Here is a 26113-nt window from a genome sequence, read left to right as displayed (position 1 = left end):
CTGCCTATGATGATCCACCGTCGCCTTTTCCAACTTATCTGGGGCCTCGCCCTCTATGGTTTCGCCATGGCGCTGATGCTGCGCGCCAATCTGGGGCTGGACCCGTGGGATGTGCTGCATCAGGGACTGGCGCCGAAAATGGGCCTCAGCTTCGGCATGACCGTCAACCTGATCGGCGCGATCGTGCTGTTGCTGTGGTGGCCGCTGCGGCAGCGGCCGGGAATCGGCACGGTGGCCAATATATTGGTGATCGGGACCGTGGTGGACCTGTCGCTGATGATCCTGCCCACGCCCGAAGGCTATGCAATGCGCGCGACATGGCTGGTCGCGGGAATCATCCTGAACGGCATAGCCGGTGGCGCCTATATCGGGGCAGGGATGGGACCGGGGCCGCGCGACGGGCTGATGACCGGCCTGTGTCGCCGCACCGGCTGGCCGGTCAAATGGGTGCGCACGGGCATAGAGATTGGCGTGCTGGCGATCGGCTGGATGCTGGGCGGGACGGTCGGCATCGGCACCCTGCTCTATGCCGCGACCATCGGCTGGATCGTGCACCATGCCCTGCCCTTCTTCCGCATCGCCGATACCGAACGACAGGCCAGCGCCTGACCTCCCCAGTTTCCGGAGCCCCCTGACCGGTCGACGCTCCATCGCGTCGACCGGTTCTTTTTCCTTGCGAATGCGTCGCTTGGCCATTGACCGGAGCGGGCAGTCGGGCATGGTTCGCCGCAATCCCGACCACCATAACCGGATCAAGGAGCCAAAGTCCCATGCGCCCCTTCCTCGCCGCCTTCCTTCTGCTGCCGCTAAGCACCACCGCCCCGGCCCAGCAGGGGCCGCAACCGGCTCTGGCCCCGCTGACCTTCGAACGGATCGCGCCCGAAGGCACGAAGATGCCGCGCTTCAAGGTCGATGCCGCCTGGCCGGCGATGCCCGACGATCTGCTGCTGGGGCAGGTCAGCGGCGTGGCGGTGGGGCCAGACGATTCGGTCTGGGTCGTGCATCGCCCGCACAGCCTGACCGCGACCGACACCGGCCTTGCCCAGAGCCCGCCGATCGCCGCCTGCTGCAAGCCCGCGCCGCCGGTCGTGCGCTTCGCCAAGGATGGCCGCTATCTGGGCGGCTGGGGCGGGGCCGCGAGCGCGCCAAGCGTCGAGGGGGTCAATCAATGGCCATCCAGCCTGCACGGCATCTTCATCGACAAGGCCGGCAGTGTCTGGTTCGGCGGCAATGGGAAGGGCGACCATGTCGTCATGAACTATACGCCGCAGGGCCAATATATCCGCAGTTTCGGCCGGCGCGACAAGACCGGCGGCAATGACGCGACCGACCAGCTCGGCAATCCGTCCGACGTCAATCATTCGGACGGCATGGTGCTGATTTCCGACGGCTATGTGAACCGCCGCGTGATCGGCTTCGACGCGCAGACCGGTGGTTATAAAGGCCGCTGGGGCGCCTATGGCAAGCCGCCCAGCGGTCCGGTTTTGCAAGGCGCGTTCGACCAGAGCCATGCCGTCGACCCCAGCCGGGTCGCCGATCCCAAGGCAGCGATCTTCAACAGCATCGTCCATTGCGTGGTGCCGACGAAGGATGGCCATCTCTATGTCTGCGACCGCAACAACAATCGCGCGCAGCTATTCAAACGCGAGAAGAATGGCGGCCTGACCTTCGTGCGCGACCTGGTGATCGCGCCGGAAACGGGCGGTACGCACACCGTGACCGACATCGCCTTTTCGCCCGATCCCGACCAGACCTATATGTATGTCGCGGACATGATGAACAGCCGCATCTGGATATTGGAGCGCAAGACCCACATCGTGCTGGGCGCATTCGGCCGGGTCGGGCGACAGGCCGGGCAATTCACCTGGCTGCACAGCATTGATACCGACAGCGACGGCAATATCTATGCGACCGAGGTAAATACCGGCCGCCGCGTGCAGAAGCTGGTCTTTACCGGTATCGAATAACTGGCATCGAATAGAAGGAACGCTGCGTGGCGACCGAACTTTACGACCTGACCATACCCGTTTTCATCCGTGGCCTGCGGAACCTGGCCGCCCTGCTGGACAAGGGCGCGGCCTTCGCCGCCGAAAAGGGCATCGATCCGCTAACGCTGACCGGCGCCCAACTGATCGACGACATGAAGCCACTGACCGCGCAGGTCCAGTTCGCCTGCGACACGGCCAAGGGCACGGTGACGCGGCTGGGCGAACTGGAGCCGATGGCGATGCCGGACACCGAACAGAGCTTCGCCGAATTGCAGGCCCGGATCGCGAAGACCATCGCTCTTCTGGAGGCCGTGCCGCGCGAGAAGATCGACGGACGGGAAGAGGCGATCGTGACGCTGAAAGTGCCGGGCGGCGAAATTCCCTTCACCGGGTCCAGCCATGTGCTGACCTTCTCGCTGCCGAATTTCTATTTCCACCTCAGCATGGCCTATGCGCTGTTGCGGCAGGCGGGCGTACCGGTCGGCAAGCTGGACTTCCTGGGCGGGATTTGATGGGTTCACGCGGAGACGCGGGGCCGCGGAGGGGGATAGAGGCGCCGCAGGCCTTTCTTTCCATGTGCCGCCTATAGCCGCTGAAATGATAACGCGCGGCCGTGCGGCTTTTCCTCTCCGCGCCTCTGCGCCTCCGCGCGAACCAGAAATTATCCCGCGATCAGCCGCACATAGGCGCTGGCGACCCAGCCGCTGACGCAGGGCCCATCATAGGCCTGCTTGCGGTCAACGGGCGATGTGACATCGCAGTCGGCGGGTTCGACTGCGTTGTCGGCGGCCGGGGCGGGGGGCACCACCACGCCCAGCCATTTCTGGTCGAGGCTGCGCGTGCAGACATAGACGCGCGCGCCCTCAGCCAGCATGCCCTGCTCCTTCGCCTGCGCGAACGGTGCGGCGCGCACCGCCAGCCCCTTCGTGCCCGCGCGCATGACCTGCCCCATGCCGCCACAGGCATCGAGCTGCGGCCCATCTTCGCCGATCGTCACCGGGCGGACGATGCCGGCCTCCAGCCGGGTTTCGCTGACATCGTCGCGCGCCGCGCCGGCCAGCGAAGAGTTGGGCAAAGCCTCATACAGATCGTCGCTTTTCGAGCAGCCGGAAAGCACGATGAGCGGGAGGAGGATCAGGGGGAAGACGGCACGCATGGAAAGCGTGATAGACCGCCCCGGCCCGGCACGGAAGCCGCCATGTTTCGCTTTAGTTTCATGGCGCCTTTCCCTATATGCTCGGCATGAGCGAAGAACCCGTCAACACCCCCAACAGCAATGAATATGGCGCCGACAGCATCAAGGTGCTGAAAGGGCTGGATGCCGTGCGCAAGCGGCCCGGCATGTATATCGGCGATACCGACGATGGCAGCGGCCTGCATCATATGGTGTTCGAGGTCAGCGACAATGCTATCGATGAGGCTCTGGCGGGGCATTGCGACCTGATCACCATCACGCTGAACCCGGATGGCTCCGTCAGCGTAGAGGATAATGGCCGCGGCATTCCGACCGGCATCCACAAGGAAGAAGGCGTGTCGGCGGCCGAGGTCATCATGACCCAGTTGCATGCGGGCGGTAAGTTCGAAAATACCAGTGACGACAATGCCTATAAGGTGTCGGGCGGCCTGCACGGCGTGGGCGTTTCGGTCGTCAATGCGCTGTCAGAATGGCTGGACCTCAACATCTGGCGCGATGGCAAGGAACATTGGATGCGCTTCGCCTATGGCGATGCTACCGCACCGCTCAAGGTGATCGGCGATGCGCCAGAAGGCAAGAAGGGGACGCGCGTCACCTTCCTAGCTTCACTGGAGAAAGCGCCGGGCGACGGCGCGACCTTCAAGAACCATACCGAATATGATTTCGAGAAGCTGGAGCATCGCTATCGCGAACTGGCTTTCCTCAACAGCGGCGTGCGCCTGTTCCTGGTCGATGCGCGCCATGAGGAGAAGAAAGAGATCGAGCTGTTCTACGAAGGCGGCATCGCGGCCTTCGTGAAATATCTCGACCGCAACAAAAATGCGCTGATGCCCGATCCGATCGCGATTTCGGGCACCCGCGACGACGTGACCATCGACGTCGCGCTGGAGTGGAACGACAGCTATTATGAGAACGTCCTCTGCTTCACCAACAACATCCCGCAGCGCGACGGCGGCACGCATCTGGCGGCCTTCCGCGCGGCGCTGACCCGCACGCTCAACAATTATGCGGAGAAGTCCGGGGCGCTGAAGAAGGAGAAAGTCTCCCTCACCGGCGAGGATATGCGCGAGGGCCTGACCGCCATCGTGTCGGTCAAGCTGCCCGATCCCAAATTCAGTTCGCAGACCAAGGACAAGCTGGTGTCGTCGGAAGTGCGCCAGCCGCTCGAAAGCCTGATGGCCGACAAGATGGCCGAATGGCTGGAAGAGAATCCCGCGCACGGCAAGATGATCGTGCAGAAGGTGATCGACGCCGCCGCCGCCCGTGAAGCCGCCAAGAAGGCGCGCGAGCTGACCCGGCGCAAGGGCGTGCTCGACATCGCCAGCCTGCCCGGCAAGCTGGCCGACTGTCAGGAACGCGACCCCGCCAAGTCCGAACTCTTCCTGGTCGAAGGTGACTCGGCCGGCGGTTCGGCCAAGCAGGGACGCAACCGCCATAATCAGGCGATCCTGCCGCTCAAGGGCAAGATCCTGAACGTCGAGCGCGCGCGGTTCGACAAGATGCTGTCGTCCAAGGAAGTGGGCACGCTCATCCAGGCGATGGGCACCGGCATCCGCGACGATTTCAATCTGGAAAAGCTGCGCTACCACAAGATCGTCATCATGACCGACGCCGACGTCGACGGCGCGCATATCCGCACGCTGCTGCTGACCTTCTTCTACCGCCAGATGCCGCAGATTATCGAGGCGGGGCATCTCTACATCGCCCAGCCGCCGCTCTACAAAGCGACGCGCGGCCGGTCGGAGGTCTATCTCAAGAACGAAGCGGCGCTGGAACAATATCTGGTCGACAATGGCGTCGAGTCGATGGCGCTGGAAACGACGGGCGGCGCGCGCACCGGCGACGATCTGCGCAGCCTGATCGAACATAGCCGCCGCATGCGGGCGGTGATGCGCTATGTTCCGCGCCGCTACAATCCTGCGATCATCGAGGCGCTGAGCCTCAACGGCGCACTCGATCCCGAATTGTCTGCCGATTCGCAAGCGGAACGGCTGGCCGCGACCGTGGCCTGGATGGACGCACAGGATGTCGAGGGACGCTGGACCGGCATCGTCGCCGAAGAGGGCGGCTTCCACTTCCAGCGGCTGTGGCGCGGCGTCACCGACCATCATGTGATCGAGGGCGGCTTCATCGGATCGGCAGAGGCGCGCAAGCTGCACGCCATCGCCGGTGAGGATGCCGACAGCTATCGCACCTCCAGCCGTCTGATTACGGTCAAGGCGCTGGCTGCCGAGGCGAATGACGACGACCTGCCCGCCGCGCCGACCAAGGGCGCAGTCGTCACCCGGCCGAGCGAATTGCTCGACGCATTGCTGGCCGCCGGGCGCAAGGGGCTGGCGATCCAGCGCTACAAGGGGTTGGGCGAGATGAACGCGGAACAGCTTTGGGAAACCACGCTGGACCCGGACAATCGCTCGATGCTGCGCGTCGAGGTGGAGCAGGCGGACGTCGCCGACGAAATCTTCACCCGCCTGATGGGCGACGTGGTCGAACCGCGCCGCGAATTCATCCAGGACAATGCGCTGAACGTCGCCAATCTGGACGTTTGATCGATGAGCGACGCCGCACTGCCACGCTGTAGCTGGGTCAGTGCGGCGGACCCGCTTTATTGCGCCTATCATGACGCGGAATGGGGCGTCCCGGAGCGCGATTCGCGCATGCTCTGGGAAATGCTGATGTTGGAGGGATTCCAGGCGGGCCTGTCCTGGATCACCATATTGCGCAAGCGCGAGGGGTTTCGTGCAGCCTTTGCCGGATTCGATCCGGATCAGGTGGCCACCTTCGATTCGGATGATATCGAACGGCTGATGGGCGATGCCGGCATCGTCCGGGCGCGGGCCAAGATCGAAGCGACGATCCGGGGCGCGCAGATTTTCTGCGAGATGCGCGACCGGGGCGAAGATTTCGCCGCCTATGTCTGGGCCTTCGTCGATGGCACGCCGATCCAGAATGACGGCGTCCATTTTCCGGCAAAGACCGATCTGTCCGAAGCCATTTCGAAGGATTTGAAGAAGCGCGGCTTCAAGTTCGTAGGCCCGACCATCGTCTATGCCTGGATGCAAGCGATCGGCATGGTGAATGACCATGCGGTCGATTGCTTCCGCCGCGAGCCCCTTCGCCCATGAAGGTGATCGCCGCCCTCCTGCTCGCAACGCTGCTGGGCGGGTGCGGGAAGGGCGAGTCGGTCGCCAATCAGACGCAGCCCAAGGCGGCGGCCAAGGTCATTGCGCCGATCAATAGCAGCATTCCGGCTAATGCGGCCGACGATACTCCACCAGCGCCCCAGCCGATGGTCGAACCCAAGCCTTTGGTTTCACGTGAAACATCGAAAGCGCTTCCCACGCCGCCGGACTATCGCGCCATCGGCACCGAACCCTTTTGGGGCGTGACGCTGCGCGGATCGACGATCGTGCTGGAGCGGCCGGACAAAGCTCCGATGCGCTTTGCCGTGCGCAACCAGAGCGACGATCGCGCTATCCGCTTCGTAGGGGATGGCTTCACCCTGACCGCGACCGAAGGACCGTGCAGCGACGGCATGAGCGATGCCATCTGGTCCGACCGGGTGCAGATCGCCTTTGCAGACGGCACGCTCAAGGGCTGCGGCGGCCTGCGGGAAGACGGCCCCTGATCGTTAAGCGGGGTGAACCCCATGATTCGGAGGAAGATGCCATGACCGCCGATGCTTCTCGCCGTGACCTGCTGATCGCCGCTGCCACCCTGTCGACGCTGGCCCTGTCCGCGCAAGCCGCTGCGCAGGTGAGTGTGCAGCCGCCCGTGCCGCCCAGTGGGCCGAAGAAGAAGCTGGGCATGGTCCTGTTCGACGGGTTCGAATTGCTCGACGTGTTCGGCCCGCTGGAAATGTTCGGCATGCTGAAGGACAGGGTCGAAATTCTGATGATCGCGGACAAGGCCGGGCCGGTCAGGAGCGGAGCAGGGCCACAGGCGATTGCCGATTATAGCTTCGCCGATGCCCCGAAACTCGACATCGTCATGATCCCCGGCGGCATCGGCACCAGGCGGGAAGTCGGCAATGCCGCCTTCCTGGAATCGATCCGCGCCATCGCCGACGCCACGCCGCAGGTGGCGACCATCTGCACAGGATCAGGCCTGCTCGCGAAGACCGGCCTGATCGATGGGGTGAAGGCGACCAGCAACAAGATGGCCTGGAAATGGGCGACGGCGCAGGGCGCAAAGGTGGCATGGGTGCCGCAGGCGCGCTGGGTGGAGGACGGCAAATATATCTCCTCCTCCGGCATTTCGGCGGGGACGGACATGGCGCTGGGCCTGATCGCGAAACTTTATGGGAAGGACATGGCCCATTGGGTCGCCCATCGCACCGAATATCGCTGGAATGAGGATGCTAGCGACGATCCCTTTGCCGCGATGAACGGACTGGCCGGCTAGGCATAGCCCATCTGGGCGGACCGCGGACGGGAAGCCTTCGAGACATCAGTCCCGTGACCTGTCTTCCAGTTCCTCCATGGCAGCACGATCTTCATTCGATACGAATTCGCAGGCGAGCAGGGTCCACCCTTTGAGCGCCGGCCCCTGCCGCGCGACGATCGAGATAAGCCCCATATCCTTCATCCCCTGATCCGCGTCAGGCAATTGCCGGGAAAAGCCAAGGCTGGAACTGCCCAGCAATCGCATCGATTCTGGCTTGAGATCATAGCGCTCGGCGAGTTGAGCTGCGACTTCACCCTGTATCAGTACGCCGACGGCCATGCCGCCAAACATGACGTCCTGAGCGACAAATCCATCGCGCACGATCGGCGCCTTCAGATGATAGATGGCCGCGCCCAAGCCGGATGTATCGGGTTTGGCGATCTTCTCCGCTGCCTCGTAGAGCGCAGTGGCGTTGGCCAGCGAATAGGGCGGCTGACACAAGGCCGAACCGAAGAAATCCGCTTCGGATGCCATGGCGGGAAGGGGCGTTAAGGCGAGCAGGGCCGACAAGGATCGCAAGGAAAATATAGTCATTACAGGATCATGGACATTTTCCTACGTCCGATCAACGCAAGCCTCAGTCGGCGCGCATCGCTTCGGCCACCAGCGCTTCCGCCTCCATCAGCAGGGCATCCTCGGCCGCGCTTTGCGCGACATGTTCACGGCCGATCAGGATCAGCACCGGCACGGCGAGGGGGCTGACCCGGTCCAACGTCACATGGAGCATGGTCTGACTCGCCCGGTCGATCAGATCGCCCAGACGGCCGACATCGGTCATGCGCGCGCGCGCATCGGCCCAGGCGGCCTTCAGCAGCAGATGATCGGGCTGATATTTGCGCAGCACATCATAGATCAGGTCGGTGGAGAAGGTGACCTGCCGCCCGGTCTTGCGCTTGCCCGGATGCTGGCGCTCGATCAGGCCGGAAATCACCGCCACATCGCGGAAGGCCCGCTTCAAAAGGCTGGATTGTTCGACCCAGTCGACAAATTCATGGTCCAATATATCGGCGGAAAAGAGGCTGGCCGGATCGGTGACGGGCTTCATGCCATAGACGGCCAGCGCATAATCGTTGGACACAAAACCCAGCGGCATCAGCCCCTGGCTTTCCATCCGCCGGGTCAGCAGCATGCCCAGCGACTGATGCGCATTCCAGCCCTCGAAACTGTAGCAGACCAGATAATGGCGCCCCTCATGCGGGAAAGTTTCGATCAAGAGCTGGCCGGGCTGGGGCAGGGCGGAGCGCAGTTTCTGCATTTCCAACCATTCGCGCACATCGGGCGGGAAGCGGTGCCATTCCTCCGGCTCGGCGAGGAAGTGGCGGACCCGGTCGGCCAGCCGGGTGGACATGGCCATGCGGGTGCCACCCCAACTGGGAATGCGCGCCTGTTTGGACGTCGCGCGCACCACCAGATCGCTCGTATCCATCCGGACCACCTCCAGCGCCATGCCGGAGAAGAAGAAGCTGTCGCCCGGCCGCAGCGTGGCGGCGAAACCTTCCTCCACCGTCCCCAGCTTGCGGCCATTGGCGAAGCGTACGGCGAGAGCTGGCTGATCGACGATGATCCCCGCATTCAGCCGATGCTGCTGAATGAAACGGGGGTGGGAGACACGCCAAAGCCTATTCCCTTGGCCGTCCGCCTCCTGCGTCAGCCGCTTGAACCGGTCATAGGCGCGCAGGGCATAGCCGCCGCCCTCGATGAAGTGTAGGACATGGTCGAACGCTTCCGCCGTAAGCGCGCTATAGGGGGTGGCCGACTGCACCTCTTCCAGCAATTCCTCTGCGCGAAACGCCCCGGCGCAGGCGAGGCCCATGACATGCTGGGCCAGTACGTCGAGGCTGCCGGGACGGAAATCATCGGCGTCGCGCTCGCCCGCTTCCACCGCGTCCAGCGCCGCGCGCGCCTCCAGATATTCGAAGCGATTGCCGGGAATCAGGATCGCTTCCGACGCCATATCGAGGCGATGATTGGCCCGGCCGATCCGCTGGAGCAGGCGCGACGATCCCTTGGGCGCCCCCATCTGAATCACGCAATCGACATTGCCCCAGTCGACGCCCAGATCCAGCGACGCCGTCGCCACCAGCGCGCGCAATTTGCCCGCCGCCATCGCCGATTCGACCTTGCGCCGCGCCTCGATCGACAGGCTGCCATGATGGATGGCGATCGGCAGATTGGCGTCATTGGCCGACCAGAGTTCCTGAAAGATGAGTTCGGCAAGCCCGCGCGTGTTGCAGAAGACCAAAGTCGTCTGGCGCGACTCGATCTCGGCCATCACCTGACTGGCCGCATATTTGCCCGAATGGCCGGACCAGGGCACGCGCCCTTCGGGAATCAGGATGGCGACATTAGGCTCCGCGCCCGCTTCCCCCAGAACTGGCGTCACGGCGTCGATATCGCCATCGGGCGCCAGCCAGGCGCGATAAGCGTCGACATCGGCGACCGTGGCGGACAGGGCGACCCGGCGCAGAGCGGGGTTGATCGCCTGCAAACGCGCCATCGACAGGTTGAGCAGGTCGCCCCGCTTCTGCGTGGCGAAGGCATGGACCTCATCCACGATCACGGTCTTCAAATCCGCGAACATCAGCGCCGCGTCGGGATAGCTGAGCAACAGCGAAAGCGATTCGGGCGTGGTCAGCAGGATTTGCGGCGGCCGGGCGCGCTGGCGTGCCTTGCGGTCGGACGGCGTATCGCCTGTGCGCGTCTCCACCCGGATGGGTAGGCCCATCTCCTCGATCGGGGTCAGCAGATTGCGCCGCACATCCACGGCCAGCGCCTTCAATGGCGAGACATAGAGGGTATGCAACCCATCGACCGGATCATCGATAAGCTCCGCCAGAGTCGGCAGGAAGCCCGCCAGCGTCTTGCCCGCCCCGGTCGGCGCCACCAGCAGGGCATGCTCGCCGCGCCGCGCCGCCGCCAGCATCGCCATCTGATGCCGTCTCGGTCGCCAGCCGCGTGCAGCAAACCAGCTTTCGACAGGGATCGGGAGGTCGGCGGACATGGCATGGATGTAGGGGCGTCCATCTCCTCTGTCACGGTCCACCTGTTCTACCCCCGCGGTCGCTGCCGATGGAGGCGGCGCCGATAGCATGCTATAGGGAAGTCCGCTTCGCGCCGATGCCACGGGGCGCGCAATATCGAGAGAGGAAACGGGCGCATGACCGATCAAGACCATAGCCCCTTCATGTTCGGCACCGTGCCGACCACCCTGTTCGACGCCTGGCTGATGCCCGTCACCTTCTGGGCCAACTGGTTCAGCCTGTGCGAGGAAGCACTGCATGTTGCTCAGAAGCATCCGCACCCGGCAAGCGCCACTGGCGAAGAGGCGATACCGGCCCATATTGAGAATGAAGAAGGACTGGTCGCCTGAGCAGATCGGCGATCCCTTTCGGAATAATAATATAGCCGTAAGAAATAATCTTACGCATCCCTCTGGCTCTTTGCCGGTGCCCTGCACTACATTCCAGCGCATGAGAGCGGCGCACCAGACGCCGCCCCCGAGCAGGAGAATGACATGACCGGCGAAACTCCGCCCCCCGTCACCGAAGCCGAACTGACCGGCGTCGAAACCACGCGCAACCGCCGCCGACCCAAGGCCCCGATCATGGAGATTGACGGCCGCAAGCTGAAGCCCGCCACGCTGATGATGGGCCATGGCTATGATCCGACCCTGTCGGAAGGCTCGCTCAAGCCCCCCATCTTCCTCACCTCCACCTTCGCCTTTGAAAGCGCGGCCGCAGGCAAGCGCCATTTCGAGGGCGTGACCGGCATTCGCCCCGGCGGCGCGGAGGGCCTCGTCTACTCCCGCTTCAACGGCCCCAATCAGGAAATTTGCGAAGATCGGCTGTCCGTCTGGGAGGAGGCCGAAGATGCGCTGCTCTTTTCCAGCGGCATGTCGGCGATCGCCACCACTCTGCTGGCGCTGGTCCAGCCGGGCGACGTCATCGTCCATTCGGCGCCGCTCTATGCCGCGACCGAATCGCTGATCGGCCGCATCCTCGGCAAATTCGGGGTGCAATGGCTCGATTTCCCCGCCGGTGCGACCGAAGCGGAAATCGGCGCAGTGATCGAGAAAGCCAAGGGGCTCGGCCGTGTTGCCCTGCTCTATCTGGAGAGCCCGGCCAACCCGACCAATGTTCTGGTCGATCTGGAAGCGGTCGTCGCGCGGCGCGACTCGCTGTTCGCGGGCGAAGCCCATATCCCGCCGATCGCGATCGACAATACGTTCCTGGGGCCGCTCTGGCACAAGCCGATCGCCCATGGCGCGAATCTCGTCATCTACAGCCTCACCAAATATGCCGGCGGGCATAGCGATCTGGTTGCGGGCGGCGTGCTGGGCAGCAATGCGCTGATCAACAGCATCCGCCTGATGCGCAACACGATCGGCACGATCCTGGACCCGCACAGCGCCTGGATGCTGCTGCGATCACTGGAGACGCTGGAATTGCGGATGAGTCGCGCCGGGGAGAGCGCCGCAAAGGTCTGCGCCTGGCTGAAGGACCAGCCGCAGGTGGAGAAGATCGTCTATCTCGGCTTCCCGGAGACGGAGCGGCAGGCCGATATCTATCGCCGCCATTGCACCGGCGCGGGATCGACCTTTTCGCTTTACCTCAAGGGCGGGGAGGCGGAGGCCTTTGCCTTCCTCGACGCGCTCAAGATCGCCAAGCTGGCGGTCAGTCTGGGCGGCACCGAGACGCTGGCCAGCCACCCCGCCGCCATGACCCATCTGTCTGTGCCCGCCGAGCGCAAGAAGGCGCTGGCGATCGGGGACAATATGGTGCGCATCTCGATCGGCTGCGAGGATGCCGATGATCTGATCGCGGACTTTGCGCAGGCGCTGCGGCAAATCGGATGAGTGCGGCGCGCCCGGTCATCCTGATCGCCCAGCCGCATCTGGCGCCATTACTGGGGCTGCTGGCGGCGGATTATGACGTCTATCCCCTCTGGGAGGAGACCGGGCGCGCCCACATCGGCGAAACGCGGGCCTTGGTGACGGCGGGCGAGTTCCGACTCGATCCGGCCTTGCTGGAGGCCATGCCGCAACTGGGCCTGATCGCCTGCTTCACCGTCGGCTATGACGGGGTCGATCTGGACTGGGCGCGGGCGCGCGGCATCGCCGTCACCCATGCGGGCGACGCCAATGCGGAGGATGTCGCCGATCATGCAATCGGCCTGACTCTGGCGCATCGGCGCCAGATTGTGGCGGGCGACCGGCAATTGCGGGCGGGGCAATGGATGGCGGGCGCCAAGACCATCACCCTGTCGCTCGCGGACTCTCGGCTGGGGATCGTCGGCATGGGCGCGATCGGCGTCGCCACGGCCCGGCGGGCGGAGGTGATGCGGATGCAGGTGAACTGGTGGGGACCGCGCCCCAAGCCCGACCTGCCCTGGCCGCGTGCCGACGGCCTGATGGCGCTGGCATGGCAGAGCGACATCCTGCTGGTGGCGGCCAAGGCGGATGAGACGAATCGCGAGATGATCGACGCTGCGGTCATCGATGCGCTGGGTCCGCGCGGGTTGCTGGTTAATGTCGCGCGCGGCCAGTTGGTGGACGAGGATGCGCTGATCGCCGCCTTGCATGATGGGCGACTGGGCGGCGCAGCGCTGGACGTGTTCGCACAGGAACCGACCGATGCGGCCCGCTGGAGCGATGTGCCGAACTGCGTGCTGACTCCGCACACTGGCGGCGCCACCGACGCGGCGGTGGCGCACATGGCCCAGATGCTGCAAGCCAATCTGCGCGCTTATTTCCGCGGAGAAGCCCTGCTTTCACCGGTATCAAGCTGAAGAATGCGACGCGACCGTCAGTGCTTCACGTGAAACACCCGGCCATCACATCATCAGGCGATCAGAATTTGAAGACGGTGCCCAGATAGACGGCCTGGCTGTCCTGCCGTTCGTCGGTCATCGGGGTCAGGCGACCCGCAACGCTGTTATTGTAGCGCACACCCGCAGTCACGTTCAGGTTGCGCGTCAGCGAATAGGAGCTGGCCAGATCCAGCGTATAATCCTTGTCCGCAGACGGATTGCGCACAGTCGCGCTCGCATCGCGATGCGTTTCGATCAGTACCTTGGTGCTGAACCGATTCTTCTTGCTGTCATCCAGCGAGAAATTCTTGGCATCGACCATGGTTTCAACCGGAACCGGGTCCAACGCCTTGCGGCCGACCGAGTCGGGCAGGGCAAACTTGCGCCAGTTATGCGCGCCGTTCAGGCTGAAGGCGACCGGCTTGATATCGATCGGCGCCAGAGTACGATTGATCGTGCCCTGATCATCGGCGGCCCGCACCATCACGGTAACCGAACGCTGGCCGCTCAGCGAACCGCTGGTCGGCGTGAAGCGGAAACCCTGGCTGTTCGCCTTGGCCGCGATTCGCGCATAGGCGGCCGCCAGGCGCGGGTCCTTGATCGTCGGCGTGAAGGAAGAGATGCTGCCCAGAGCGCCCAGCGACACCGGCGCTTCCGCACGGAGCTGGACAAGGGCCGTTGCTGCGCCGATCGCGGGAGACAGCATAAAGCCAGCTACGGCAACCGCCGAGCCCGCCAATGCCAAATATCCCCTGTTCACGCGCATGATCCTGTGTCCGTCCCCGCCGACTGATATGTGATAACGCATTACACCGATAAAGCCGCCACTGGCTAGGGGCCGGGCCGCTTTTTGTCTGAGCTGTTGCATCGAATACACAGGGTAGAAGGCGTCAGGCGCCGTCTGTCCAATGTGCCGGCTCCATAGCGCCCCCTTGCCCCGCGCTGCACGGCCACTATAGAAGCGGGCAGTTTCTCGTTTTCCTAGCTAGGACATGCCCTGATGGTGCGCCTTCCCGCCTCTCTTTCCTCCGGCCTGCTGCTGGCCGCCCTCCTGCCGCTCGCGGCTTGCGGTGGCGGCTCGAAGGAGCGTCCCAAGGCGGACCTCGCCGCGTCGAAGGTGACGACGATCGGCGTCAACGCCTATCTGTGGCGCGCCACGCTCGACACACTGTCCTTCATGCCGATGGTACAGACCGATTCGAACGGCGGCGTGATCGTCACTGACTGGTATGCCAATCCGAACACGCCCAATGAACGGATGAAGCTGACTGTGTCGATTCTGGATCAGGATCTGCGCGCCGACGCGGTGCGCGTCGCCGCCAGCCGTCAGGTGAACCAGAATGGCCAGTGGGTCGACGCCCCCGTCGCCGCTGCAACCGTGCAGAAGCTGGAAGAAATCATCCTCACCAAGGCGCGCGACCTGCGCCGCACGGCGATCGGCTGAGCCACAACCTGGACGGGCGCTGATCAAAGCGCTGTTTTCACACTCTCTGGGCTGGGCTTTTACACGAGCCCAGCCCGCTTGCATTTGTAAGGACATGACATGCAAAGGCGCTTCAACCCGATGGAGGCCGACGCCCGTTGGCAGGCGACCTGGGACGAACAGCAAAGCTTCAAGGCGGACGACGCCTCGACCAAGCCGCGCAGCTATGTGCTGGAGATGTTCCCTTATCCGTCGGGGCGCATCCATATCGGTCATGTCCGCAACTATTCGATGGGCGACGTGCTGGCCCGCTTCCGCAGGATGACGGGCCATGAAGTGCTCCATCCGATGGGTTGGGACGCCTTTGGCATGCCGGCCGAAAATGCGGCGATGGAAAAGAAGGTTCATCCCGGATCGTGGACCCGCGACAATATCGCCAACATGCGCGCGCAATTGAAGAAGCTGGGCTTCGCGATCGACTGGAGCCGCGAACTCGCCACCTGCGAGCCGGACTATTATGGCCATGAGCAGGCGCTGTTCCTGGACATGCTGGAAGCGGGCCTCGTCTATCGCAAGGAATCAGCGGTCAACTGGGACCCGGTCGACATGACCGTGCTGGCCAACGAGCAAGTGATCGACGGGCGCGGCTGGCGATCGGGCGCACTGGTCGAGAAGCGCAAGCTCAGCCAGTGGTTCCTGAAGATCACGCAGTTTGCCGACGATCTGCTGGAAGGGCTTAAGACGCTCGACCAGTGGCCGGACAAGGTCCGGACGATGCAGGAAAACTGGATCGGCAAGTCGGTCGGCCTGCAATTCAGCTTCAAGCCGGTAGCGCACTTCGACACGGAAATCGAAGTCTATTCGACCCGGCCTGACACCATCTTCGGTGCCAGCTTCGTCGCGATCGCGGCCGATCACCCGGTCGCGCAGGCGGTGGCAGCGAACAACCCGGAGGCGGTCGCCTTCATCGAAAAGTGCAAGGAAGGCGGCACCACCGCAGCCGAGCTGGAAACGGCGGAGAAGCTGGGCTTCGACACCGGCCTGACGGTCGCACACCCCTTCGACCCCGAATGGCACCTGCCCGTCTTCATCGCCAATTTCGTGCTGATGGATTATGGCGCCGGCGCGGTCATGGGCGTGCCCGCGCATGATCAGCGCGACCTCGACTTCGCGCGCAAGTACATGCTCCCCGTGGAGCGCGTCGTCGCGCTGGAAGGCGAGGCCGACAAGCCGATCCACAATGAGGCCTATACCGGCCCCGGTGCGCTGGTGAACTCGCGCTTTCTGGACGGCATGGCGGTGGAAGAAGCCAAGGCCGCCGTCATCGGCCGCGCCGAATCCGAAGGCTGGGGCGCGGGCAAGACCGTGTTCCGCCTGCGCGACTGGGGCGTGTCGCGCCAGCGTTACTGGGGCACGCCGATCCCGGTCATCCATTGCGAGGGCTGCGGCGTCGTGCCCGTGCCCAAGGCGCAGTTGCCGGTCGTGCTGCCCGAAGATGTCAGCTTCGACATTCCCGGCAATCCGCTGGATCGCCATGCGACCTGGAAGCATGTCGACTGCCCGTCCTGCGGCAAGCCCGCCGTGCGCGAAACCGACACGCTGGACACGTTCGCCGACTCCAGTTGGTATTTCATCCGCTTCGCCAGCCAGCCGTCGGACAAGCCGTTCGATCGCGCCACGGTCGAACAATGGCTGCCGGTCGGCCAATATATTGGCGGCGTCGAACATGCGATCCTGCATCTGCTCTACGCCCGCTTCTGGACCCGCGCGCTCCAGCATATGGGGCAGTTGGGCTTTGCCGAGCCGTTCACCGGCCTGTTCACGCAGGGCATGGTGACGCATGAGACCTACAGCCGCGAACAGGGCGAAGGCCTGCCCCCCGTCTATTTCGCGCCCGGTGAAATCACCCGCACGTCGGAAGGCGCCACGCTGATCGCCGACAATGCGCCGGTAGAGGTCGGCCGGGTCATCAAAATGTCCAAGTCCAAGAAGAATGTCGTCGATCCCGATGACATCATCGCCCAATATGGCGCGGACGCGGTGCGCTGGTTCATGCTGTCGGACAGCCCGCCGGAGCGCGATCTGCCCTGGACCGAGGCCGGGATCGAGGGATCGTGGCGCTTCGTCAACCGCGTCTGGCGCCTGTTCGGCGAGGCGGATGCGTCGGCACAAGGCGAAGACAAGGCGCTGGATCGCAAGCTGCACCAGACCGTCGACGGTATCGCCAAAGACATCGAGGCGCTGGGCTTCAACAAGGCCGTCGCCAAAATCTACGAACTCACCAACGCGATCGAGAAGGCCAAGCCTTCGGCGAGCCGCACCGCCGCGATCCGTGGCCTCGCGCTGCTCGTTGCCCCGATGACGCCGCATCTGGCCGAAGAAGGCTGGGCGGAGATGGGTGGCGAAGGTCTTATCGCCAACGCCTCCTGGCCGACCGTCGATCCGGCGCTGCTGGTCGATGACGAAGTCACCATCGCCTGTCAGGTGATGGGCAAGCTGCGAGACACCATCACCGTGGCCAAGGGGACGCCGAAGGACGAACTGGAAAAGCTGGCGCTGGCCGCGCCCAACGTCATCCGCACGCTGGACGGCGCGACGCCCAAGAAGGTGATCGTGGTGCCCGATCGTCTGGTCAATATGGTCGTCTGAACGCACACGACAAACTGGAATCGTCTGTTGGCAATGCCTGTTCTTTTCTTCTGGAAGGAACAGGCATTGCCCCAAATGGCGGCTGCGCCGCTCTGACGCCTTGAAACATCTACGGCAATTTCATGCGATTCCCGGCAGGGCTTGCCAATAGCGCATCTTTGTTTGAAACTGGTCCTCACGGCGTGAAATGGGGTGCGAACGCATGTACGACAATTATGTATCTCTTGGAAATAACTGCGAAATTGCATTTCAAATGCGGCGCGTCAGAGGGGTGCATAAGGGCGGCTTCTTCAATTGGAACATTACCAATCTGGATGTTCTGATCGCGATTCTGCAAAATGATTTCGCTGGACTACTTCAGGAACATAATATCGTTCATTTCCAGAGCGATCTGTTCCGAGATTTGCAATACAGACATTGCTTCCACGCGGATTTCAGTACGCCGGATTTGAATGCAGATGGAAAATTCCAGGAGAAACTGGAAAATCTTCGGTCAAAGACATATCATTTCATCCATAGTTTCCGCACTCTGAAAGATAGCGGTCGTACTGTTTTCTTTTACAAGACGCATGAAACCGAAAATCTATTGGACCGGATCGTCACGGTACGAGACATTTTGACGTCCTACGTACCTTATGGACAGTTCGATCTGGTGGTGGCGCAACCTGTCGAACAGTTGCTCAAGGGGCAGGACAGGCAGAATATCTACTTTCGCCCACTTGCAAGGCTCGCGCCGGGCAATGACGCGACGGACGGCCATGTGCGTTCGTGGGACATCATCTTCCGCGAATTTCCACACCGTGAAGGCATCACCGCTGCCTTCTGGTGATATAATCTACCTGGCACAAATAGCGCGCCGTCAGCACATATTCGATTGCCGACAGGCTTAGACAAGCCCGGAGCAAACGGGTAGAGAGGCCGGGATGAAGCGCATCCTCCCTCTCCTCGCCCTTCCCTTGCTCCTCTGCGGCTGCGGGCTGCGCCCCGTCTATGGCGGCGGCGGGCATGGCGTAGTGGCGCAGACGCTCGGCAATGTCGAAGTCGAGCCGATCGAGGGCAAGGGCGGCTGGCTGGTGCGCAATGCGCTTAACGATCGGCTTTCGGCAATGCGCGGCGGCGATGGCCCCCACTACAAACTGGTGGTCAAGCTGGACGACAATATCAGCGGCTTTGGTCTGCGGGCCGACGCCGCCGTTACCCGCGAGCGGCGCACCCTGCGCGCCCGCTATCAACTGGTCGATCAGGCCACCGGCGCGCAGATACTGGACGATACGGCCGGTTCCGATTCCGGTATCGACGTGACCTCCAGCGAATATGCGACGATCGCGGCCGAAGACACGGCGCTCGAACGGCTGTCGCAGACGGTGGCCGACCAGATCGTGACCCGGCTGGCGCTGTTCTCGCGCAAGGCGGCCAAGCCTTGAAGGCCAATCGGGGCCAGATCGAAAAGGCGCTGGATGCGCCACCCCAGGATATTCGTTTCTTCCTGCTCTATGGTCCCGATGAAGCGGGCAGTCAGGCGCTGGCCCGCCGGCTGGAGCGCGCCATGGGGCCGCAGGCCGAACGGATCGATCTGGACGGCCCGACGCTCAAGGACGATCCGGCCAGGCTGTCGGACGAAGCGGCCTCCTTCTCCATGTTCGGCGACCAGCGCTGGATTCGCGTCAGCGGCATGGGCGACGAATCGCTGGCCGCGCTGGCCGCCCTGCTGGAGGCCGAGGCCGCCGGCAATCCGGTGATCGCGGTGGCCGGCGCGCTGAAACCCACATCGAAGCTGCTCAAGCTGGCGCTGGACCATAAGGGCGCGCTGGCCTTCATCTCCTACCAGCCCGACGCGCGGGAGGCGGAGCAGATCGCCATCGGCATCGCGCGCGAAAGCGGGCTGCGCTTGTCGTCCGAACTGGCGCGCCGGATCGTGGCGCTGGCCAATGGCGACCGCGCATTGATGGCGGGGGAGGTGGAGAAGCTGATCCTCTATCTCGACGCCGCGCCGGAGCACCCGCGTGAGGCCACCGCCGAAGCGCTCGATGCGCTGTCCGCCGACAATCCCGACACGGAAGTCGCGCCTTTGGTCAATGCCGTGCTGGGCGGCGACCTGAAGGCCATGCATCGCGAACTGGCCAGTCTCGCCGAAACCGGCACGGCCATGGCATCGGTCATCCGCCCCTTGCTGAGCCGCGCCATGCTGGTCGCCAATATCCGCACCGCCTTCGACAGCAGCGGCCGACTGGAATCGGCGGTCGAATCGGCGGGCAAAGCGGTCTTCTGGAAGGAAAAGGGGCTGGTGTCGCGACAGGTGCAGACCTGGAACGCGCCCGGCATCGCCCGCGTGATCCAACGCCTGTTGGAGGCCGAACGATCCAGCCGCGGGGGCAGGGGGCTGGGCGACTTGATGGTGCGCCACGAATTGCTGGCGATTGCACGACAGGCCGCGCGCGAGCGGGCTTGATCGAACGGAGGCGCAGGGCCATATTGCGCCCATGGAGAAGCTGAACCTGACCGACGCCGAGTGGCGCGCCCGCCTTTCCCCCGAACAATATCATGTGCTGCGGGAGGCCGGAACCGAACGGGCCTTCACCGGCAAATATAACAGCAACAAGACCGAAGGCGTCTATTATTGCGCCGGTTGCGGCGCCGAACTGTTCGACGCCGACGAAAAATATGACAGCGGATCGGGCTGGCCCAGCTTCACCGCACCGGTGGACATCGACGCGGTCGAGGAAATTCGCGACGCCAGCCATGGCATGATCCGCACCGAAGTCCGCTGCGCCAAATGCGAAGGCCATCTGGGCCATGTCTTCCCCGATGGACCGGGCGTCAACGGTCTGCGCTATTGCATGAACAGCGCCGGTCTGGATTTCAAACCACGCGACGAGGCGGAATAGGAAAGCCGCTTCCGCCGACCGTTCCACATCGATTTCACGGCGCCTTGACGATAGCTGCACATCGGCCGTTCATCCCGGGTAAAGCGCCGTTCCCCATGGACGGCGCGACGGTCTTTTTCCGCGCCGGTTGCAGGATTTGCGCTGGCCGGGACCGGGATTAGCGCGTATCCGGGGCGGCACAAATGGCAGGATCAAGCAAGAGCAAGGGCGCGCCACGTGGCCGCGCGAAGACATGGATGCTGCGCGGGCTGAAGATCGGCATCGCGGCGGCAGTGGCTGGGTTGTTGGCAGTCGTCATCGCGGTGGTCATCGCGATGCAGTCCCTGCCCGACTATAACAGCCTCAAATCCTCCCCCAACGGCCAGATGATCCGCGTCCACGCGGCCGACGGCAGCGTCATCGTCTCGCTCGGGCCGAGCTTTGGCCAGTGGCTGAGCTATGACCAGATACCGCAGGTCATGGTCGACGCGATGGTCTCGACCGAAGACAAGCGTTTCTACTTGCATCCCGGCGTCGATCCCATTGGCATGGCCCGCGCCGCCTGGGTCGCGGTGGAACGACGTGGCACCGGTCGCCGCTGGCAGGGCGCATCGACCATCACCCAGCAGGTGACGCGCAACATCTTCCTCAACAACAGCTATAGTTTCGGCCGAAAGATCCGCGAAATGGTGCTGGCGCTGGCGCTGGAGCGCAAATTCTCCAAGCGGCAGATCCTCGAACTCTACCTGAACAAGGTCTATTTCGGCGGCGGCGCCTATGGCATCGACGCAGCCAGCCGCAAATTTTTCGGCCACCCCGCCACCGGCCTCGACCTGCCCGAAGCGGCGGTGATCGCCGGTCTGGTCAAGGCGCCGTCCAGCTACTCCCCCACCGCCGACGCCGAAGCCGCCGTCGGCCGCGCGGGCGTGGTGCTGGACCTGATGGAGGAAAATGGCGCCATCACGGCGGAGCAACGGGCCAATGCCAATCTGGCGGGCGTCAGCATGGCGCCCGAACCGCCGCAGAACAGCGTGCGCTATTTCACCGACTGGGCGCTGCCCCAGCTCGACCTGCTGATCGACGAGCCGAACGAGCCGCTGGAAGTCTACACCACCATCGATCTGGGCATGCAGAATGCCGCAACGGCCGCGATCAAAGCCAATGTCCCGGCCGGTACGCAGGGCGCGATGGTCAGTCTGGACCGCGACGGCGCGGTGCGGGCGATGGTCGGCGGCCTCGACTATGTGACCTCCAACTATAACCGCGCCACCACCGCCACCCGCCAGCCGGGGTCCGCCTGGAAGATCTTCGTCTATATGGCGGCGCTGGAGGCGGGCTACACCCCCGACACGGCCATTACCGACGAACCGGTGACGATCAATGGCTGGAGCCCGCGCAACGCCAATGGCCGCTTCGCCGGCGACATCGACGTGCGCACCGCCTTCGCTTACTCGATCAACACGATCGCGGCCAAGCTGGGCGTGGAGGTCGGCTTCCCGACCGTTGCCGACATGGCGCGCCGTTTCGGCATCACCACGCCGGTCAACACCCATCCCTCGATGGTGCTGGGCACGTCGGACGTGCGCCTGATCGACATGACCCGCGCCGCAGCCTCTATCGCGCGCAAGGGCATTGCCGTGACCCCCTATGGCATCACCAAGGTCACGACAGCGGACGGGCGCCTGCTCTACCAGCATCAGGACGATACCAGCCGCGTGCTGGTCGCCCCTTGGGTGGCGGCGGGCATGACCGACCTGATGCAGACGGCGGTCAGCACCGGCACCGGCAAGGCGGCGCAGATCGGTCGCCCGGTGGCGGGCAAGACCGGCACCACCACCAGCAACAAGGATGGCTATTTCCTGGGCTTTTCCAGCGGCATCACGACCGGCGTCTGGATGGGACGCGACGATGCCAAGACGGTCGGCGGATTGCAGGGCGGCCGCGCGCCCGCACGGGCCTTTGCCGACTATATGAAGGTCGCCGTTGCCAAGCGGCCGGTCGAACCCTTCGACACCGAAGTCACCCTGCCCGAATGGCAGCTCGAACCCGATGAGGAAGCCTATTATGGCAGCCCCGACAACGGGATGATGGTCGATGAAAATGGCCTGCCGGTCGAACGGCCGCGTCCGGAACCGTCGGATGCGCAGGATGATCCGGACCAGCAGCAGATGGAGGTCGATCCGCAGGATCGGCCACAACCGCCCAAGCTGGACCAGCAGTGGATCGACAATGTGCTGGGCCGCGATCGTCAGCGCCAGCAACAGCCTCCGACAACACGGCCAACGCCGGGACAGTAAAAGCCACGGGCTCCTGCGAAAGCAGGGGTCCGATTTTCTATCTCACTCCTTGCCCTGATCGTTCGCCGCAAAGCGCGTCTTGTCGAGAGCACTGGCGTCCGGCATCAGGAAGTCCACTTTGCCCCGACCGAAATCGATCGCCACCCGATCGAAGATGCGCAGCGCGCTAATGCCCAGCAGCAAAGCGGGCTTGTCCTCCATCCCCAGTTCCTTGAAGGGGCTGGCGTCGGCGAACAGGACCGGCACCTCGATCATGTTGACGCGGCCCATGCGCACCGACTTGATCCGCCCCACCTGCCCGGTCAGCAGGCCGCCCGTCACACTGACCAGACTCGCCTCCAGCATCGCGGGCGCCCGCTTCTTCGCGATCAGCCGGTCCCGCAGCGCCAGATTGCCGATGCTGAAATTGGTGCCGGTGTCGAGCATGATGTTGACGCGCATCCCGTTGACCTCAGAATCGAGCAGGATCAGCTGGCCGCGCTTGCGCTTCGCCTCCACCACGATGGTATCGGGATCGGCGCGCAGCGGCCGCCGCGCGCCGCTGCTGGCAATCTCCATCCGTCCGGTCCGGAAATTCAGCGTCACCCGCTTGGCATGCAGGCTGTCGAGCCCCAGCAGGCCCGGCGCGCCCAGATTGGCGCCATCCAGCACCGGCGCCTCGATATCGTCGATCCGGTTGCCGCCAAAGCCCAGACGCGGCAGCGCCACCGTATGGGTTTCCGCCCGGCCGGTCATGCTGATGATGGTCACATTGGCGCGCGGCGGCAGTGCCAGTTGCTGGGCCAGATCGTGCGCGATCACCGTACGCTGCGATCCGGTGTCGATGATGAAGTTCCACGGCCCCTTGCCGTCGATCGAGATCGGTATGGTAACCCGCTGATCGCTGTCATCCAGCGTCCGCACCACGGATGGCGGAGTGTCCGCATCGAGGGCGGGCGCCTCCTGCGCAGCCAGTGGCGGCCCGCCGATCGCCATCGCGATTCCCAGCAGGGCCTTTGTCGAGACAGGGAGTCGTCCCATATCCTCGTCCTTCCATTATCTTATTCGCTTCTTATATCATGAAGGCCGGCCATCGCGCCAGCGGCACCACTCGCCGTCGGTACGCACAAAAGCGCGATTTTCCATGATGATCCGCTTCTATCCTGCCTTGACGAAACGGGCTGAGGATCGTTAAACGCCTTACATATTCATCCTCGCCCGTCCGGCGTGAGGATTTCCGGCCTTCCTGTCCGGCTATCTCCTTCCTTTCCGACCATTTTCTATCCACCGCATCGGACCGACTCGCAAATGCACCTCAAGGACCTCAAGAAAACTGTTCCCGCCGACCTCGTCACCATGGCCGAGGAACTGGGCGTGGAAAGCGCATCCACACTGCGCAAGCAGGACCTGATGTTCGCGATCCTCAAGGCCGAGGCGGAAAATGGCGAACAGATCATGGGCGAGGGCACGATCGAGGTGCTGCCGGACGGCTTCGGCTTCCTGCGCAGCCCCGAAGCGAACTTCCTGGCCGGTCCCGATGATATCTATGTGTCGCCCAATCAGGTTCGCAAATTCGGCCTGCGCACCGGCGATACGGTGGAAGGCGAAATCCGCGCGCCCAAGGATGGCGAGCGCTATTTCGCCCTGACCAAGCTGCTCTCGGTCAATTTCGACGATCCCGATGTCGTCCGTCACCGCGTCAATTTCGATAACCTGACGCCGCTCTATCCCGAACAGAAGCTGCGCCTCGACACGCTGGACCCCACGGTCAAGGACAAGTCGGCCCGCGTCATCGACATCGTCAGCCCGCAGGGCAAGGGTCAGCGCACGCTGATCGTCGCACCGCCCCGCGTCGGCAAGACGGTGATGCTCCAGAACATTGCCAAGGCGATCACCGACAATCATCCCGAAGTCTTCCTGATCGTCCTGCTGATCGACGAGCGTCCGGAAGAAGTCACCGACATGCAGCGCAGCGTGAAGGGTGAGGTCGTCTCCTCCACCTTCGACGAGCCCGCCACCCGCCACGTCCAGGTCGCCGAAATGGTGATCGAAAAAGCCAAGCGTCTGGTCGAGCACAAGAAGGATGTGGTGATCCTTCTCGACTCGATCACCCGTCTCGGCCGCGCCTACAACACCGTCGTCCCTTCGTCGGGCAAGGTGCTGACCGGCGGTGTCGACGCCAACGCCCTCCAGCGCCCCAAGCGCTTCTTCGGCGCCGCGCGTAATATCGAGGAAGGCGGTTCGCTCTCGATCATCGCCACTGCGCTGATCGACACCGGCAGCCGCATGGACGAAGTCATCTTCGAAGAGTTCAAGGGCACCGGCAACTCGGAAATCGTGCTGGACCGCAAGGTTGCGGACAAGCGCATCTTCCCGGCGCTGGACGTCGGCAAGTCGGGCACTCGCAAGGAAGAATTGCTGGTCGAAAAGCCGATCCTCAGCAAGATGTGGGTGCTGCGCCGTATCCTCATGCAGATGGGCACGGTCGACGCGATGGAATTCCTGCTCGACAAGATGAAGGATTCCAAGACCAACGAAGATTTCTTCGCCACCATGAACCAGTAAGGGCATGGCCGGTCCACCATCGGCCGGCCTCTGTCTTTCTCTGGCCCCTAACCGGGATCAGCCTGCATCCGATCCAGCCCGGCGGCGTTGAGGCATCATGTTCCTCTTCACCGCCGCCGCTGCTTCCGCCGTCCTTCCGATCGGCTCCTTCGCCGATATCTGGCGGCACATTCTCCATGATTTCAGCATGATCAGCTCAGCCGATGCTCTGGCGACCTTTGCCAAGGTGCTGATGATCGACCTTCTGCTGGCGGGCGACAATGCCATCGTCGTCGGCGCGCTGGCCGCCGGCCTGCCCGCAGCACAGCGGCGCAAGGTCATCCTGATCGGCATCGCCGCCGCCCTGATGCTACGCATATTCTTCGCCCTGATCGTCAGCCAATTGCTGCAAATCGTCGGCTTGATACTGGCCGGCGGCTTGCTGCTGCTATGGGTCAGCTGGAAAATGTGGCGGGAACTGCATCCCCCGCGCGACGCAGACACGCCAGACGACCGCAGCGACGACGATCATGCCGGATTGCGACCGCCCAGGAGCTTCGCCCGTGCCGCAGGTGCCGTGGCAATCGCCGACATATCGATGAGCCTGGACAATGTGCTGGGCGTGGCCGGTGCTGCCCGCGAACATCCGGGTATCCTGATCCTTGGCCTGCTCCTGTCCGTGGCGCTAATGGGCGCTGCGGCGAACATCATCGCTCATTATATCGATCGCTTCCGCTGGATCGCCTATGTCGGCATTGCCGTGATCGTCTATGTCGCGGTCGAAATGATCTATCAGGGCTTTGTCGACCGGCATGTCGGCATCCTGACGCTGCTTCACTAAAAGCGCCAATCCCGGATATCGTAAGATCCTCTATGATATGCTTTTTCTTTCGGTCGCATAAAGCCGAACATCTGTGCTT

At 63.6% G+C, this 26113-nt stretch carries 24 protein-coding genes; 19 read left to right on the top strand and 5 right to left on the bottom strand.

The window, feature by feature from the left end:
- Window positions 1-6: 6 nt before the first annotated feature.
- The 3 genes from BMX92_RS14840 to BMX92_RS14830 all read left to right on the top strand — a co-directional run bounded on the left by BMX92_RS14840 (window position 7) and on the right by BMX92_RS14830 (window position 2500).
- The gene (locus BMX92_RS14840; protein ID WP_093017828.1) at window positions 7-609 is read left to right on the top strand and encodes a membrane protein YczE; all 603 of its coding nucleotides are present in this window, start codon (window positions 7-9) and stop codon (window positions 607-609) included.
- A 161-nt stretch (window positions 610-770) separates the two neighbouring features.
- Window positions 771-1967, top strand: a complete 1197-nt coding sequence (locus tag BMX92_RS14835) for a hypothetical protein (protein ID WP_093017826.1) — start codon at window positions 771-773, stop codon at window positions 1965-1967.
- Between the two features lie 26 nt (window positions 1968-1993).
- Entirely contained in the window at window positions 1994-2500 is a 507-nt protein-coding gene (locus BMX92_RS14830; protein WP_093017824.1) for a DUF1993 domain-containing protein, read from the top strand.
- Window positions 2501-2649: 149 nt separating this feature from the next.
- Here the strand turns inward: BMX92_RS14830 and BMX92_RS14825 are convergent, their stop codons facing one another.
- Window positions 2650-3144 carry a hypothetical protein gene (locus tag BMX92_RS14825; RefSeq protein WP_093017822.1) on the bottom strand — a complete coding sequence of 165 codons (495 nt, stop codon included), beginning with the start codon at window positions 3142-3144 and terminating at the stop codon, window positions 2650-2652.
- Window positions 3145-3230: 86 nt separating this feature from the next.
- Between BMX92_RS14825 and gyrB the strand changes: the two genes are divergently transcribed.
- Genes gyrB through BMX92_RS14805 form a run of 4 tightly spaced genes read left to right on the top strand, consistent with a single transcriptional unit; the run spans window position 3231 to window position 7587 of the window.
- On the top strand, window positions 3231-5732 hold the full coding sequence (gene gyrB / locus BMX92_RS14820) for a DNA topoisomerase (ATP-hydrolyzing) subunit B (protein WP_093017889.1): 2502 nt from the start codon (window positions 3231-3233) through the stop codon (window positions 5730-5732).
- Window positions 5733-5735: 3 nt separating this feature from the next.
- Window positions 5736-6308: a DNA-3-methyladenine glycosylase I gene (locus BMX92_RS14815; RefSeq protein ID WP_093017820.1), complete on the top strand. Its 573-nt coding sequence runs from the start codon at window positions 5736-5738 to the stop codon at window positions 6306-6308.
- On the top strand, window positions 6305-6811 hold the full coding sequence (locus tag BMX92_RS14810; RefSeq protein ID WP_093017818.1) for a COG3650 family protein: 507 nt from the start codon (window positions 6305-6307) through the stop codon (window positions 6809-6811). Before BMX92_RS14815 ends, BMX92_RS14810 begins: the two co-directional genes overlap by 4 nt.
- A 41-nt stretch (window positions 6812-6852) precedes the next feature.
- Complete coding sequence (locus BMX92_RS14805) at window positions 6853-7587, top strand: DJ-1/PfpI family protein (protein WP_093017816.1); 735 nt, start codon at window positions 6853-6855, stop codon at window positions 7585-7587.
- A gap of 45 nt (window positions 7588-7632) precedes the next feature.
- Here the strand turns inward: BMX92_RS14805 and BMX92_RS14800 are convergent, their stop codons facing one another.
- The gene (locus tag BMX92_RS14800) at window positions 7633-8163 is read right to left on the bottom strand and encodes a hypothetical protein (RefSeq protein ID WP_093017814.1); all 531 of its coding nucleotides are present in this window, start codon (window positions 8161-8163) and stop codon (window positions 7633-7635) included.
- A gap of 43 nt (window positions 8164-8206) precedes the next feature.
- Window positions 8207-10630 (bottom strand): ligase-associated DNA damage response DEXH box helicase, encoded by a 2424-nt coding sequence (locus BMX92_RS14795; protein WP_093017812.1) that lies wholly within the window; start codon window positions 10628-10630, stop codon window positions 8207-8209.
- 156 nt (window positions 10631-10786) lie between these two features.
- Between BMX92_RS14795 and BMX92_RS14790 the strand changes: the two genes are divergently transcribed.
- The 3 genes from BMX92_RS14790 (at window position 10787) to BMX92_RS14780 (ending at window position 13416) form a co-directional block, all read left to right on the top strand.
- On the top strand, window positions 10787-10999 hold the full coding sequence (locus tag BMX92_RS14790) for a hypothetical protein (protein WP_093017810.1): 213 nt from the start codon (window positions 10787-10789) through the stop codon (window positions 10997-10999).
- A 144-nt stretch (window positions 11000-11143) separates the two neighbouring features.
- The gene (locus BMX92_RS14785; RefSeq protein ID WP_093017808.1) at window positions 11144-12484 is read left to right on the top strand and encodes a cystathionine gamma-synthase family protein; all 1341 of its coding nucleotides are present in this window, start codon (window positions 11144-11146) and stop codon (window positions 12482-12484) included.
- Complete coding sequence (locus BMX92_RS14780) at window positions 12481-13416, top strand: 2-hydroxyacid dehydrogenase (RefSeq protein ID WP_093017806.1); 936 nt, start codon at window positions 12481-12483, stop codon at window positions 13414-13416. The genes BMX92_RS14785 and BMX92_RS14780 overlap by 4 nt, the downstream gene beginning before the upstream one ends.
- Window positions 13417-13477: 61 nt before the next feature.
- Here BMX92_RS14780 and BMX92_RS14775 read toward each other — a convergent pair whose 3' ends face one another.
- Window positions 13478-14203 (bottom strand): hypothetical protein, encoded by a 726-nt coding sequence (locus tag BMX92_RS14775; protein WP_093017804.1) that lies wholly within the window; start codon window positions 14201-14203, stop codon window positions 13478-13480.
- Window positions 14204-14434: 231 nt separating this feature from the next.
- Here BMX92_RS14775 and BMX92_RS14770 point away from each other — a divergent pair, with 231 nt between their 5' ends.
- The 7 genes from BMX92_RS14770 to BMX92_RS14740 all read left to right on the top strand — a co-directional run bounded on the left by BMX92_RS14770 (window position 14435) and on the right by BMX92_RS14740 (window position 22670).
- The gene (locus BMX92_RS14770; protein ID WP_093017802.1) at window positions 14435-14881 is read left to right on the top strand and encodes a DUF3576 domain-containing protein; all 447 of its coding nucleotides are present in this window, start codon (window positions 14435-14437) and stop codon (window positions 14879-14881) included.
- Window positions 14882-14980: 99 nt separating this feature from the next.
- On the top strand, window positions 14981-17509 hold the full coding sequence (leuS, locus tag BMX92_RS14765; RefSeq protein WP_093017800.1) for a leucine--tRNA ligase: 2529 nt from the start codon (window positions 14981-14983) through the stop codon (window positions 17507-17509).
- A 202-nt stretch (window positions 17510-17711) separates the two neighbouring features.
- Window positions 17712-18338, top strand: a complete 627-nt coding sequence (locus BMX92_RS14760) for a DUF1796 family putative cysteine peptidase (RefSeq protein WP_177185058.1) — start codon at window positions 17712-17714, stop codon at window positions 18336-18338.
- A gap of 94 nt (window positions 18339-18432) precedes the next feature.
- The gene (gene lptE / locus BMX92_RS14755; protein WP_093017796.1) at window positions 18433-18933 is read left to right on the top strand and encodes an LPS assembly lipoprotein LptE; all 501 of its coding nucleotides are present in this window, start codon (window positions 18433-18435) and stop codon (window positions 18931-18933) included.
- A complete protein-coding gene (holA, locus tag BMX92_RS14750) occupies window positions 18930-19958 on the top strand; it encodes a DNA polymerase III subunit delta (protein WP_093017794.1) in 1029 nt (342 codons plus the stop codon). The genes lptE and holA overlap by 4 nt, the downstream gene beginning before the upstream one ends.
- A gap of 31 nt (window positions 19959-19989) precedes the next feature.
- Window positions 19990-20394: a peptide-methionine (R)-S-oxide reductase MsrB gene (gene msrB / locus BMX92_RS14745; RefSeq protein WP_093017792.1), complete on the top strand. Its 405-nt coding sequence runs from the start codon at window positions 19990-19992 to the stop codon at window positions 20392-20394.
- Between the two features lie 182 nt (window positions 20395-20576).
- Complete coding sequence (locus tag BMX92_RS14740) at window positions 20577-22670, top strand: transglycosylase domain-containing protein (RefSeq protein ID WP_093017790.1); 2094 nt, start codon at window positions 20577-20579, stop codon at window positions 22668-22670.
- 42 nt (window positions 22671-22712) lie between these two features.
- On the opposite strand, the gene BMX92_RS14735 is transcribed toward BMX92_RS14740, so the two are convergent.
- Window positions 22713-23690, bottom strand: a complete 978-nt coding sequence (locus tag BMX92_RS14735; RefSeq protein WP_093017788.1) for a retroviral-like aspartic protease family protein — start codon at window positions 23688-23690, stop codon at window positions 22713-22715.
- Between the two features lie 267 nt (window positions 23691-23957).
- Between BMX92_RS14735 and rho the strand changes: the two genes are divergently transcribed.
- Together rho and BMX92_RS14725 are read left to right on the top strand one after the other, a co-directional pair.
- The gene (gene rho / locus BMX92_RS14730) at window positions 23958-25214 is read left to right on the top strand and encodes a transcription termination factor Rho (RefSeq protein ID WP_093017786.1); all 1257 of its coding nucleotides are present in this window, start codon (window positions 23958-23960) and stop codon (window positions 25212-25214) included.
- A 97-nt stretch (window positions 25215-25311) separates the two neighbouring features.
- Complete coding sequence (locus BMX92_RS14725; RefSeq protein ID WP_093017784.1) at window positions 25312-26034, top strand: YjbE family putative metal transport protein; 723 nt, start codon at window positions 25312-25314, stop codon at window positions 26032-26034.
- Window positions 26035-26113: the final 79 nt, after the last annotated feature.

Source organism: Sphingobium sp. YR768 (assembly GCF_900111125.1).
GTDB lineage: Bacteria > Pseudomonadota > Alphaproteobacteria > Sphingomonadales > Sphingomonadaceae > Sphingobium.
The sequence above is the reverse complement of the archived record's forward strand: the minus strand, read 5'-3'. Positions and strand labels throughout refer to the sequence as shown.